This window comes from Mycobacterium xenopi (genome assembly GCF_009936235.1).
Lineage (GTDB): Bacteria > Actinomycetota > Actinomycetes > Mycobacteriales > Mycobacteriaceae > Mycobacterium > Mycobacterium xenopi.
In genome coordinates, this window is sequence record NZ_AP022314.1 from 4,270,643 (window position 1) to 4,283,403 (window position 12,761).

Here is a 12,761-nt window from a genome sequence, read left to right on the forward strand (position 1 = left end):
CGAGCACTTACTCGAAAGCCGACTTGCGGCGTTGCGGTACCGGCCCGGTCGTGTGCACGAGCACCCGCTCCGGTGCTGACGCACTCAGCCCGTCGATCACCGCCATCCCGCGCCTAAGCCGCGAGCGTCCGGCGCTGGCAATGAACCGATCCAGGAGTGAGGAGTACAGCAGCGGGCGCAACCACTGCAGCACTACTGTGCCCCGCGGCACGTACACCCGGCGGGCGCGCTTTTCGATTCCGCGCACGAACAACACGGCGCACTCATCGGCAGTCCGCGTTGCGCCGGCGCGAGCGATGACCCGCTTCAGCGCCTTGAGCGCCGAGGAATTCTCGGTGAGGTCGCCGACAAGGTCCGTGCTGATAACGCTCATGTGAGCTGAGCCGACGGCGACCCCGTGTGGATGCATCTCCAGGCGCAGCGCGTTGGCGAATCCTTCGACACCAGATTTGCTTGCGCCGTAGGCACTTCCGCCTGGCATCGGCACGATGGAGGCCAGTGAAGACACCACGAGTATGTACCCCTTGCTGGCGATCACGTGTGGGATCGTTGCGCGTACCGTTCGAAACACCCCAGTCAGGTTTACGTCGACGGTACGTACCCAGGCGTCGATGTCAGTCGCGGGCACCGTTTGCCAACTGGCAACGCCCGCGTTGGCCACGACCACGTCAAGCCCGCCGAAAGCGTCCACCACAGTCCGCACTGCCTCATCGAGTGAAGCGCTGTCGGTCACATCCGCGACCAGCCCGAGGTGGCCGGGTCCCAACGCCGCGGCGGTGTGCATGACCCGGTCCTGCTCAATGTCCAGCAGGGCCACGCGCGCACCGGCGCCGGCGAGCCGACGCGCGGTGGCCGCGCCAATGCCCCGGCCGCCGCCGGTGATCAGGACACGTTTTCCCCTCAGCTGCATTGTCACATCCTTCTGCCCGGTACTGCGGCGCCGACGAGGTCATCGTCGAAGCAAAACTCTTCGGAATGCAGGTCCGACAACATCCGTGCGTGGTGTTTAGGGGTCCATGGCCACACCTCAGGGGTGCCGTCTTGGCCCAGATACCAGCTAGAGCACCCCGATGCCCAGACCGTGCCCGGCAACGCGGCACGAAGCGCGGCGTTGTAGTTGGCGGTGGATTCTGCTGTCGGTGCAGCGAGAGTGAACTGGCGCTGCTGCCAGGCGCGAATCCATCGCAAGATGTAATCGGACTGGGTTTCGGCGATTGCCACCAGCGAGAAATTGCCGATCGGGCTGTGTGGACCCATCAGCATAAAGAAGTTCGGGAACCCGGGCAGCCCGATCGTGCGGTACGCATGCGGACCGTTCTGCCAGCACTCAGACAAGGTGCGGCCTTCCGGTCCGATCAGTTCCATCGGGCGCAGGTAGGCGTGCGCGTCGAACCCGGTGGCCAGTACGAGGACGTCGACCTCGTGCAGTTGCCCGTCGGTGGTGACGATTCCGCGCGCTTCGACGTGGTCGATCGGTGTGGTGACCACGTCGATGTTGCGGCGCTGCACCGCCCGGTAGAATCCGCCGGACATTACCAACCGCTTGCAGCCCGGCTGGTAGACCGGGGTCAACTTCCGGCGCAGTTCCAGATTACGCACGGTGCGCAGGTGCATTCGGCACAGCGTGCCGACGAGCCAACGCTGCCAGCCCGGCGCGATCAGTGCCTTGGCGAAGAGCGAAAACGCCGATTTGATCAACGCATACTCTGCGGTCATCCACCCAGGCACCTTGGCCCGCAGAAACCTGGTGACCGGGTCGGTCGGCCAGTTGGGCAACGGCAGCACCCATTGCGCGGTGCGCTGAAACAGGTCGAGGTGAGCGACCCGCCCGGCAAGTGCCGTGACGATCTGCGCACCGGTGGAGCCGGTGCCGACAACGGCTACCCGCTTACCGGTCAAACACACCGCGTCGTCCCACCGTGCAGAGTGAAACATAGCCCCCGCGAAATCATCCAATCCTGGAATTTCTGGCCGTAATGGATGATGCAGCACCCCGGTCGCGGCGATCAGAAAATCGGCCTCACGCACCGCGCCGACCGAATCGTGGACTCGCCACACACCGTTTACGAATTCGGCCCGCGTGACCTCGACGCCCAATTCAATGTGTTCGCGCAGACCGTAGTGCTGGACCACGGCGCTGAAATAGTTGTATATCTCCTTGCCCGGCGACAACCAACGCGACCAGTTCGGGTTGTGGTGGAACGAATATTGGTAGAAGGCCGACGGCACATCGCAGTGCAACCCGGGATAGCGGTTATCCCGCCACGTGCCACCAATATCGGTGGCCTTCTCCAGCACGCGGAAGTTGCTGATTCCGACCAGCTTCAGCTTGGCCGCCATGCAAATCCCCGACATGCCGGCTCCCACGATAATGACCCGCGGATCTCTGGTCGATGATGTGCCCGGCGCGCTTCGTCCCACTGACATGGTCCGAAGCTACAAATCGCGGACTGCCTAGTTCCATGACCGACTCGGCCAACGCCTTGACCGATTCGATCAGTGTCGTACCGTTCGATGCAGCGCGATCAGGGCGTCCAGGTTTTCCTGTATCCGCTCAGGCTCCACTCCGATAGCGGGAGCGCATAGCACGATGTGGTCCAGCACACCCTCATAGCGACGCAGGCCGTCGCACACTTGGCTCGCGGTTCCCGCCACGCCCATAGTGTCGATCATTGTGTCGGAGACAGCGTCGACCATGGCGCGAAAGTCATGACGGGCGAAGGCTTCTCGGATGGCATGGCCTTGTCTGGCAAATCCGTTGACGTCGAGAACGGGTTGGTAGGTTTTCACTGAGGCGTAGAACGCGATCTGTTGTGCCAGCTCACGGCGGGCTATCTCCGGGTCGTCGTGGATGGAACACAGGACCATCGAGACGATCTCGATGTCGCGGGGGTCGCGGCCAACGTGGGCGGCTCCCTTGGCGACGGCCGGGCGGACGACTTCATCGACATAGGTGGTCGTGAAGAGCGGATGCCCGGCCAGACCATCGGCCACGCGTCCTGCTGCTTCACACATCCGGGGACGCACACCTGCTGTGAAGATCGGAATTTCACGCTGAGGCGGTTCGACAGCGCCCGTCGGTAACAGGTTAAGCCGATAAAAGCGGCCTTCATGGTGGATAGGCCCTTCGTGGAGGTGCCAAATGCGCCGCACCAGCGGAACCAGTTCTTCGATGCGCAGCGCAGGGGCGGAGGTGTCGGCGATACCGTGCCAGTCATTCATCATCCGCTTGGTGCCGTTGCCGATGCCCAACACGATACGGCCTCCGGATAATTCGTCGAGGTCTCGTGCCTCGGTAGCCAGTACAAGCGGGCTGCGGCCGATGCCGTAGAGGATGGAAGACCCGATCCGGCAAGTCCGGGTCTGCGCCGCTATCACAGCCATCGAGATCGTGCCTGAGCGTACGTAGAACTCTGAAGCCCAAATCGCGTCGAAACCGGCACGATCGGCGGCGTTCGCTGTGGTGCCGAGTGTTCGGAGCCTACCCGCGACGACCGAGATTCCGTAGGTGCTCATCGATTGTCTTCCGCTACACGATTTCGTAGTCGACGAGAGCGGGTCGCTGCATGACTTCCCGGAAGCGACTGAAACTCCATGGCCAGGCGGCGGGTACGCCGCGGTCGTCGAGGTACCAGCTGCGGCAGCCGGTCACCCACACCGTCTTCTGGGCGGCCTTTACCCGCTCAGCCTCGAAGCGGGCCGTGGCCTGGTGGCTGGCGCTGATCTGACTGGCCGCACCGCCGCGCAGGAGCTCGATGAGCTGCATGAGATAACCGATCTGGGCCTCCGCCGCGTCGATCAGCGAGAAGTTTCCGACAGGCCCGTTGGGCCCGTTAAGCATGAACAGATTGGGAAAGTCGGGCACCGACACCGACAGGTATGCGACCGGACGCTGCGCCCACACATCGTCGAGGCTCACGCCGCCGCGGCCAAGCACCTCAATCGGCCGCAGGAAGCGGTCCACCCGGAACCCGGTGGCCAACACCAGCACGTCAAGCCGGTGCAGAACACCGTCTTTGGTGCGCACCCCCGCGGGCTCGACGCGGTCGATGCGCTCGGTGATCAAGTGAGCGTTGGGCCGTTGAATGGCGGCATAAAAGTTCGCGGAGACGACCAGCCGCTTGCATCCGACGCGATAATCAGGCCGCAGCTTCTCGCGCAACACAGGGTCTCTCACATTGTCCTCGAGGTTGGCGTGGCACATCTTCTCCAGCAGTTTCAGTTGCGGCGAATCCGCGTCAACGACGGCGTTGGCGAAGTTCTGCACAAAGTTGGTGTTCAACTCGTCTCGCAATGCAACTAGTGCCGAGGGATTTTCGCGATAGCGGCTCCGGTCCACCTCAGCGATGAGCGGGTTGTCTACCGGCAGGATCCACTGTGGAGTGCGCTGGAACAGGTGCAGCTGTCCGACCCTGTCGACGATGGCGCCGACGATTTGTACGGCCGACGATCCGGTGCCGACCACCCCGAGGCGGGCACCCGCCAACGGCACGTCGTGATCCCAACGGGCGCTGTGGAACAGCTCGCCGGCGAATTCGTCGAGCCCGTCGATGTCCGGGTAGCGCGGGTGATGCAGCACACCCGTGGCGGCGATGACGACCTCGGCCTCATCTCGCTTGCCGGCGGAAGTCTCGATGCGCCAACGGTTTCCGTCGTGTTGTAATCGGCGCACCTCAGCGCCGTAACAGATCAGCCTGTCGATGCCGTGACGACGGGCGACGTTCTCGAAGTAGGCGAGAATCTCAGCGCCCGGCGCGAACATGTGGCTCCATTCCGGGTTGGGGGCGAACGTGTAGCTGTACAGGTGGGCCGGCACGTCGCACGCGATCCCAGGATAGGTGTTCTCCCGCCAGGTCCCGCCGAGCCGATCGGCCTTTTCATACACCGTGACATCGCTGAACCCGGCCTCGCGCAGCTTGATCGCGGCCAGGATCCCGGCCATGCCGGCTCCGATGATGACGAATCGCATGTCAGCTCTCCCTGGGTCGCAGCCCGTGAAGCACCAGCGAGGCGACGAAATCGGCGACTTGTGCCGCGGTTACGCCGTCACCGGTGGACAGCCGCCGGTGTGCCAGCTGGCCAATCAGCGCCGCCAGCGTATAGGCGACCATCCGGGGCGGGGCGGCCACCACCTCGCCGCGCTCCTGGCCGGCGACGATGAAGGTTTCGATGTCGTCGATGAACCGCTCGTAGATGCCGCCGAGGTGCTTTTCGAACCGGTCGCCCAGCGCGTAGGCGTCGCGGAACAGTAGTTTCACGCATGCCTTGTCGGCTTCGAAAAATTCCAACGTCGCTTGCACCGCGGTGCGAAATGACGCCTCGTCGTCGTCATCGCGGCCCGCAGCGACAGCCGCTGAAACGTGAGCGCGCAATGCTTGCTCCTCGACGGCCATCAACGCGTGGAATAACTCATCCTTGGAGTCGAAATACCAGTAGATCGACCCGTAAGCCAGCCCGGATTCTTTGGCGACGTCGGCGATGGTCGTGGCGTGAAAACCCTTGCGGGCGAACACTTTCTTAGCCGCCATCAAAATCTGATCGCGCCGCGCCGACTTGTCCTCCTCGCTGACCGCACGGTGGCGGCGCGTGGTAGTGCTCATCGCTGCACCAGCTTGCCCAGGCGCTGCACCTCGTCGATGAACTCGTCGACCATGTCGAGCACCCCCGAGCGCGCCGGCCGCACCTTTTGCAGCGAGCCCACGACCTGCCCGACAAAGGTCGCCAGCTCGCGGGCCCGCGAATCCGCATTGCTGGCCGCTTGGTGGATACACAACTGCGGGTCGCCGATCAGGGCGCTCTGCAACGGCATGCCCAATGGTTCCGGGGCGTCGTGCCGATCGCACTCGTCGGTCCAGGCGGTGCGCACCGTGCGGGCCAACTTGCCGATCAGCGACGGCACCGTGTCCGAGGAGGAAGCAGCTAGAAACTTGTCCTTGACCACCGACGGCATCTCGGCCTCCTCGGTGGTCAGCCATACCGATCCGCACCACACGCCCTCGGGACCCGACGCCAGCGTGGCGGCGACCTGGCAGCCGCGGGCAATGCCGCCCGCCGCCAGAACGGCTGTCGGCGACACCGCCTCGACGACCTCGGGGTCTACCACCGTCGTCGAGAGCTCCCCGGTGTGTCCGCTCGCCTCGGTGCCCTGCGCGACGACGAGATCCACTCCCGCCGCGGCGTGCTGTACCGCATGCTGCCTGGTGCCGGCCAGCGCCGCGACCACTTCGTTGGCGTGGGCGCGTGTGACCACGTCGGCCAGCGGCGGGCCAAGGGCACTGGCGATCAGCCGGATGTCGTGCGCGAACGCCACACCGAGCAGCACGGCGGCCCTGGTTCGCATTTCCACGACGGTACGAGTTATTGATTGACATGTCAATCGAGTGCGGTACTGTGCCGGCTATGGCCGAACCGTTGACCGACGAACAGCAAGACAGGCACCGGCAGGCGGTGCGGGAGTTCATGCCGTCCACCCCTTTTCTGGCTGGCCTTGACATCGTCTTCGAACGTTACGAACCCGACGCCGTCACCATCCGGTTGCCCTACCGTGCGGACTTGACCAACGACGGCGTCTACTTTCACGGCGGGGTCATCGCGTCTTTGATGGACACCACTGGAGCCGCGGCCGCATGGTCTAACCACGATTTCGCCAAGGGCATGCGCGCGTCGACGGTAGCGATGAGCATCCAATATGTGGGCACCGCCAAAAAGTCTGACCTGCTGTGCCATGCCCGCACTGTGCGGCGACGCAAGGAACTCGTCTTCACCGAGATCACCGCCACCGACACCAATGGCGACGCGGTCGCACATGCGGTGCAGACCTACCGCATCGTCTGATGCCCGTGAGCCCGCGGCCACGAGAGGCGTCGAAAGGGGCAAACATGACAGAACAACCGGCCGCGGCTGGCGCCGTGGACCTCGATGCGCAGGTCGAGGCCTTGGTGTGTCGCTATCCGCCCGGGGATTGCGACCGCCAAACGTTTCTGGGTGCCCGCTTCGACGCCGGTCTGGCCTGGGTGTGGGCGGCACCGCAGGATGGCGGCGCGCAGGCCGATCGGTCTTTGCAGTCGCGGGTGGAGCGGCGGCTGGCCGCCGCCGGAGCGCCGATCGCTTTCCGGTACAACCCGATCGGGTTGGGCATGGTGGCGCCGGCGCTGTTCGCCCACGGCGAGCCCGAGCAGCGCAGCAGGTACTTGCGTGCGCTGTTCACCGGCGAGGAGATCTGGTGTCAGCTGTTCAGCGAACCCTCAGCCGGCTCGGACGTGGCCGGGCTGGCCACCCGCGCACGGCGTGATGGTGACAACTGGGTCGTCAACGGCCAGAAGGTCTGGACCTCCGCCGCGCAGCACGCCCGTCGTGGACTGTTAATTGCACGCACCGATCCCGACGTGCCCAAGCATGCCGGGCTGACCGCTTTCGTGGTCGACATGACCGCACCGGGCATCGACGTGCGTCCACTTCGGCAAATCACCGGTGACGCCGAGTTCAACGAGGTCTACCTCACCGACGTGCGGATAGCCGACCGTGACCGGATCGGGGAAGTCGGCCAGGGCTGGCAGGTAGCGACCACGATGTTGATGAACGAGCGGGTGGCCCTCGGTGGTGCGATGGCGGCTGGCGGCGAACGCCCCGGCGTGCGAATTCTCGACGCCTACCGGGCCGCCGCGCGCCCCGATAAGGCGCGCCGCGATCGAGCAGTGCAGCTCTGGGTCGAAGCCAACGTCGTCGCCCTGACCGCCACCCGGCTCGCTGCTGAGACCGGCCGTGGGCAGCCCGGCCCCATGGGCTCGGTGCTCAAACTCGCTGGTGCCGAACACAATCAGCGGGTCACCGAGTATCTGCTCGACTTGCAGGGGCTGGCGAGCTCTAACGACACCGTTCGCGACTATCTGCGGGCGCGCGCCAACACCATTGAGGGCGGTACCTCGGAGATTATGCGCAACATCCTCGGCGAGCGGGTCTTGGGTCTGCCCGCGGAGGCCCGGGTCGACAAGAACGTCGCGTGGCGAGACGTCCCACGCTAACGGCAGGCAGGCAACGACAGCACTAGACGAGGGACGGTGACGGCGGTGGCGTTCTCCACGGAACAACACGAACTGCGGCGCACTGTGCGCGATTTCCTCGAAAGAAAGTCGCCCGAATCCGAGGTGCGCCGCCTGATGGACACCCCGACCGGTTTCGACGCTGCGGTCTGGCAGCAGATGGGAGCACAGCTCGGGCTGCCCGGCATTCACATCCCAGAAGAGTTCGGCGGAGTGGGATTGGGCTACGTCGACTTGTGCATCGCGCTTGAGGAGATGGGCACGCACCTGTTCGGCGGGCCGTTCTTCGCCTCGGCCGTCTTAGCCTGAATCCGTGGATGGGTGATTTCGTGTTGCCGTCGACGCGGTTGTTTTGGGATGCGGCCGAGTGTGGCGCGGTGGGGCGTGGGTGATCCGCTGGCCTGTACCAGCTTTCCTTTGGGTTCCTTGGGTCGGGCCTGGGATGGCGGGGCGGACAGGGCTTGGAAGGTGGGGTCAGGCGGCGCGGGGTTGCGCGATCGGGTAACCGATGACGTTGTGCCACAGGGCCTTCCATCTGGCTCGCCAATGCCAGTGGGCGGGTAGGTGCAGCATTGGTTTGCGGGCCGGGGCGGCGAAGCGGGCCGGGATGTTGATCAGGTCGCGGCGCAGGGTAGCCCCGCGGGCCACGGCATGGTGGCCACCGGCGAGGGTGCCGACGGCGCGCAGCAGGTTATGGGCGATCACCGCGCAGGCCAGCCAGGCGCAGTTGGCCGCGAACAGCCCCGACGGGATGTGTGCCAGTGGGCCGTCGATTAAATCGGCGAAGGTGGTTTCGATGATGGCGTGGCGTCGGTGGGTGATATCGGCCTGGTCGACCGGCAGCGCGGAGTTGGTGACAAACGGGTGATAGCGCCACACCGGAAACAACGCATCCAGGTGGCGGGCGTCTTGACCCGGCGCACTACCAGCCGCACGGTCAGTGTTCGGCCGCGGGCCAGGCGCAGGGTGTAGGGGGTTTCGGCGACCTGGGCATCGGAGATCAACGCCCCGGTGTCGGGGTCTTCGACCGCGCCCGGGTAGTGCACCGGGGTCCAGGCGGCCTCGTCGATGGCGGCGATCGCGGCGTTGATGCGCTTGTTGCGGCTGATCGACAGGGAGAATTCGGCGCCTCGCTGAATGCAGGTGGTGATCACTTTCTTGGTGCCAAACATTGAGTCGCCGCGCACCAGGATCGGCGCGTCGGGGTTGATCGCTTTCGCGGTGGTGATCGCCTGCTTGAGCTGGTATGCGGCACCGCGCCCGGAGGCGGCTTTGCCGCTCCGTAGCTGCGCCTCGGCGATCACCGGCGCGGCGGTCGCCGTGGAGATGGTGGTGATCTGTGGGGACAGGCCCAGCCGCAGCAGCGCGCGGCTGGCGATCTTGGCATGACCGAAGGAGGCGCCCTGCTTGGCGTGGCCGTAGACCGGGCGCAGCAGCGAGTCGATGTCCAAAAACATCCGCTCGTCGGCGCCAGCCAGCAGCGGGGTGCGCGCCGCCAGTGCGATCAGATGCTCGCGGGCCACTGCGGCGAGTTGTTTGGTATGCCCGAAGGTGAACTCGCGCAAAAAGATCCCCAACGTCGATGGGGCATATACCTCGTTGAACACCCGGGGTGTGCCGCCGGCGCGCAGCACATTGGCATCATCGATGCTGTCCGCGCCGCACATCATCCCGGCGACGATCGAGGTCAGCTTGCCAGCCGGGTTGACCGCGCCGGACTTCACCCGAGTCGACGGCAGATCCACGCGCTCGTTGATCAATTCCGAAAGACCGGTCTGCTCAGCCAGTTCCAGCACTGGCACCAACCCGGCCGCCGACAGCAGATTCTGCTCGTCAAACACCGCCGATCCGGTGGTGAACGTATACGATGAGTGCATCGAAAGTGCCTTCCCGGACTATGGACAAATGCGGCCTCAGCACTCGTATTGTCCCAGTTCAGAAGGCATTTTCGCTGTTCACACGCCGATCAAATCACCGGAACCATCCACGGATTTAGGCTTAGGGGCCGAAGTTGTGTTGCGGTCGGGCGACCGTGCGGCAATGGCCGACTTCTTGCCAAAGATCGCGACCGGCGAAGCCATCGCTACCGTCGCCTTTCCTAACGGTGACGATCCGTTCGCAGACATCCAGCTGACGGCGGCACCCACCGCTGACGGTCACATCGTTTCCGGGACTGCCGGATTCGTTCTCGACGCCGCAGTGGCCGACATCATCTACGTGTTCGCCCGCAGCGCAGGCGAACTCGAGCTCTTGGCCGTGAGCACCGATGCCACCGGTGTGGTGATCACCCCGGCACCGACCATGGACGCGACTCGCAAGCACGCCACCGTCAGCTTCGACGCGGCGGAGGCGCGGATCATCCGCACCGAGCGTGGCGCGGCGCAGGTCTACCGCGACGTCGTCAACCTGGCGTGTGTCGCCTTGGCCAACGAGGGCGTTGGTGGTGCAAAGGCAGTGCTCAACGCGTCGGTTACCTACGCCAAGACGAGATACCAGTTCGGCCGACCCATCGGTTCGTTCCAAGCGATCAAACACAAGTGCGCCGACATGTTGGTGGCGGTTGAACTCGCCAGGTCGGTGGCCTACCACGCCGCCGCGGTCGCCGACGAGAAACCCGGCGACTTCGGCGTCGAGGCCGCGATGGCCAAAGCCTATGTCGGTGACGTCTATGTCCGCGCGGCCGCTGACAACATTCAGATCCACGGCGGGGTGGGTTTTACCTGGGAGCACCCCGCACACCTGTATCTCAAGCGGGCCAAGTGCGCACAGCTGATGTTCGGTGATCCAGTCCACTACCGCCACGCCCTTGCCGACACGCTCGGTCTATAGGCGCCGCCTCGCTGAAGTCGTAAGGGCTGCCTTGGCCGACGGCTGGTTCGGCCTTATCGAAATATGGACCGACTCTGCTCATCGATTGCTAGGTCACCGACGACCTTTCGGAACAGTGTGGTGAAACTCATGGCGGTGTAAAGAGGTCCGGGATTCGGGCTGTTCGGAGATCAGAAGATGGTGGCGCCATTCTCGGCAGTTCGCAACGGGCAATCGTCGCGAAGCTGCGGCTGCTCATCATTATTTGCGTCGCTAACCTTGGCCGACGGCACCGCGGTTGGACTGGATGCGAAATGAAACCGCTTGGCTGACAGGCGGAATTTTCTCAGCGCAGAGTACCTCAAAGACGCGAATACGCGACCACTGACCATCCGGACCACGTGTGCGATGACCTCAGTCACGCCCCCTATCTTCTCGATGTAGGCGCTACGCGAGCGTTGCGGTGCCATCGCCGTGAACGGCAACCTTGGCTCCCGCGATGTCGTCACGCACGCTTGCCTGCGCATCGGCTGCGGCGGTGAGCACCGCCAGCGTGCGCACATCATCGGGAGTGCGCACGGCGACGAATGTTCTCTCGGGACGCCCATCGCGGCTGAACGGCGTAGTCCAGGTTTCGATGGTGCCGGTGCCCTCCCATTGCTCGAAGGCCTTGCGGGTCGGCTCCTGGTTGACCTCCGATTGCACGTCTTCCCAGCGGAATCCGGTGTCCGGCGGGTTGGTGCCGTAGACGCCGATGCTGTGCTTGGTGAGGTAGCCGCCGTTTGCGGTGATCAGCCCGAAACTGCCGGGGTTCTCGATGAGCAAGCCGGTCATGGTGGCGATGGAGTGGGTGACATAGTTGTTCCACGGCCCCCCGGCGAAGGTCATTCCGCCGGTCACCGTCAGCGGACGTGTCGAATTGCCGATCGGAAGGCCGAGTTCGGTCGCGGCGATTTGAACCGCGGACGGAAAGCACGAGTAGATGTCGACGAACCTAATATCCCCGACCGCCAACCCGGCGAGCTCAAGGACGCGTCGACCCGCGATCCGGATCGCCGGGGACTGATGGTAGTCGAGGCGCTCGCTGAGCGCGTAGGTGTCGTGCGAGTCGGTCCCGGCATGAGGGAAAATCCACCGATCCGGCGGAACCTTGAGCCGCGCAGCCGCTTCGGCAGAAGCCAGGATGATGGCCGCACTCTGGTCGACCATGTTGTTGGAATTCATCAGCTTGGTGTAGGGCCAGCTGATCATCCGGTTCGCCGGCCCGGGCTGCCAAATCTTTTCTGCTGGGACAGCTTTCGGGCTCCAGGCATTCGGGTTGCCTTCAGCGACCGCACTGAACTGCGACCATAACTCACCGATCCGGCGCCGGTGCCGGTCCGGCGATTCGCCGGCGGCGATCCGCAACGCCTGCTCGAACATCGGGTACACATGCGCCGGCTGGATCAGTTCGATGCGCAGTTCGGCCGGACCCGCCAGCGGCACGTCGTCGCCGCCCTCGGCGATCGCCACCGAGTCGTCCTGCTGTGGCCACTGCGGCTTGCTACCGGCGACACGCAACCGCATCCGGGTGCGCCAACACTCAGCGCCGGCGATGAGCACGACGTCGGCCCGCCCGCGCTGCACATCCAGGCAGGCCTGATTTAGCAGGACCTGAGGTACGTTGCCGCCCACCCCGCTGTAGCGGGTCGAGAAGTTCCTGGCCCCGATCTGCTGCCCGAGCAACAGTCCTGGATCGCGATAGCGCCAGGACAGTATATTCACGACCCGAATCGAATCGACCGCTTCCAGAACCCTGGCATTGCCGGCTTGCCGGGCGGCTAGTGTCATCAACCCGACCGGGTCGACGTCGCCGTCGCGCTGGTTGACCTGTCCGGCGCCGATGAGCACCGCAGTTCTGGAATCCACGGGCAT

General features: G+C 64.6%; 11 protein-coding genes and 2 pseudogenes. 4 read left to right on the forward strand and 9 right to left on the reverse strand.

What is annotated here, in order from left to right:
* Positions 1-7: 7 nt before the first annotated feature.
* The 6 genes and pseudogenes from MYXE_RS20460 to MYXE_RS20485 form a co-directional block, all read right to left on the reverse strand.
* Positions 8-910 (reverse strand): short-chain dehydrogenase/reductase, encoded by a 903-nt coding sequence (locus tag MYXE_RS20460; RefSeq protein WP_085193910.1) that lies wholly within the window; start codon positions 908-910, stop codon positions 8-10.
* A gap of 2 nt (positions 911-912) precedes the next feature.
* Positions 913-2,340 (reverse strand): flavin-containing monooxygenase, encoded by a 1,428-nt coding sequence (locus MYXE_RS20465; protein WP_232061666.1) that lies wholly within the window; start codon positions 2,338-2,340, stop codon positions 913-915.
* A gap of 156 nt (positions 2,341-2,496) precedes the next feature.
* Positions 2,497-3,516 carry an LLM class flavin-dependent oxidoreductase gene (locus tag MYXE_RS20470; protein ID WP_085193906.1) on the reverse strand — a complete coding sequence of 340 codons (1,020 nt, stop codon included), beginning with the start codon at positions 3,514-3,516 and terminating at the stop codon, positions 2,497-2,499.
* 13 nt (positions 3,517-3,529) lie between these two features.
* Positions 3,530-4,969, reverse strand: a complete 1,440-nt coding sequence (locus MYXE_RS20475; protein WP_085193904.1) for a flavin-containing monooxygenase — start codon at positions 4,967-4,969, stop codon at positions 3,530-3,532.
* Position 4,970: 1 nt separating this feature from the next.
* On the reverse strand, positions 4,971-5,600 hold the full coding sequence (locus tag MYXE_RS20480; protein WP_085193902.1) for a TetR/AcrR family transcriptional regulator: 630 nt from the start codon (positions 5,598-5,600) through the stop codon (positions 4,971-4,973).
* A pseudogene (locus MYXE_RS20485) lies at positions 5,597-6,319 on the reverse strand (NAD(P)H-dependent flavin oxidoreductase); the annotation flags it as partial. The pseudogene MYXE_RS20485 and the gene MYXE_RS20480, both read right to left, overlap by 4 nt.
* Before the next feature lie 80 nt (positions 6,320-6,399).
* On the opposite strand from MYXE_RS20485, the gene MYXE_RS20490 reads away from it, so the two are divergent.
* From MYXE_RS20490 to MYXE_RS20500, 3 genes are read left to right on the forward strand one after another with little or no spacing between them, the layout of a single operon-like run.
* A complete protein-coding gene (locus tag MYXE_RS20490; protein WP_085193898.1) occupies positions 6,400-6,834 on the forward strand; it encodes a PaaI family thioesterase in 435 nt (144 codons plus the stop codon).
* Positions 6,835-6,878: 44 nt separating this feature from the next.
* Complete coding sequence (locus MYXE_RS20495; RefSeq protein WP_085193896.1) at positions 6,879-8,021, forward strand: acyl-CoA dehydrogenase family protein; 1,143 nt, start codon at positions 6,879-6,881, stop codon at positions 8,019-8,021.
* Between the two features lie 45 nt (positions 8,022-8,066).
* Positions 8,067-8,348 (forward strand): acyl-CoA dehydrogenase family protein, encoded by a 282-nt coding sequence (locus MYXE_RS20500; protein ID WP_232061667.1) that lies wholly within the window; start codon positions 8,067-8,069, stop codon positions 8,346-8,348.
* Positions 8,349-8,513: 165 nt separating this feature from the next.
* Here MYXE_RS20500 and MYXE_RS20505 read toward each other — a convergent pair.
* Positions 8,514-9,916: pseudogene (locus MYXE_RS20505) on the reverse strand (IS1380 family transposase).
* Between the two features lie 163 nt (positions 9,917-10,079).
* Between MYXE_RS20505 and MYXE_RS20510 the strand changes: the two are divergent.
* Complete coding sequence (locus tag MYXE_RS20510) at positions 10,080-10,868, forward strand: acyl-CoA dehydrogenase family protein (RefSeq protein WP_085195685.1); 789 nt, start codon at positions 10,080-10,082, stop codon at positions 10,866-10,868.
* Between the two features lie 170 nt (positions 10,869-11,038).
* Here MYXE_RS20510 and MYXE_RS20515 read toward each other — a convergent pair whose 3' ends face one another.
* A complete protein-coding gene (locus MYXE_RS20515) occupies positions 11,039-11,269 on the reverse strand; it encodes a hypothetical protein (RefSeq protein WP_139821159.1) in 231 nt (76 codons plus the stop codon).
* Positions 11,270-11,294: 25 nt separating this feature from the next.
* A complete protein-coding gene (locus MYXE_RS20520; protein WP_085195689.1) occupies positions 11,295-12,761 on the reverse strand; it encodes an acetyl-CoA acetyltransferase in 1,467 nt (488 codons plus the stop codon).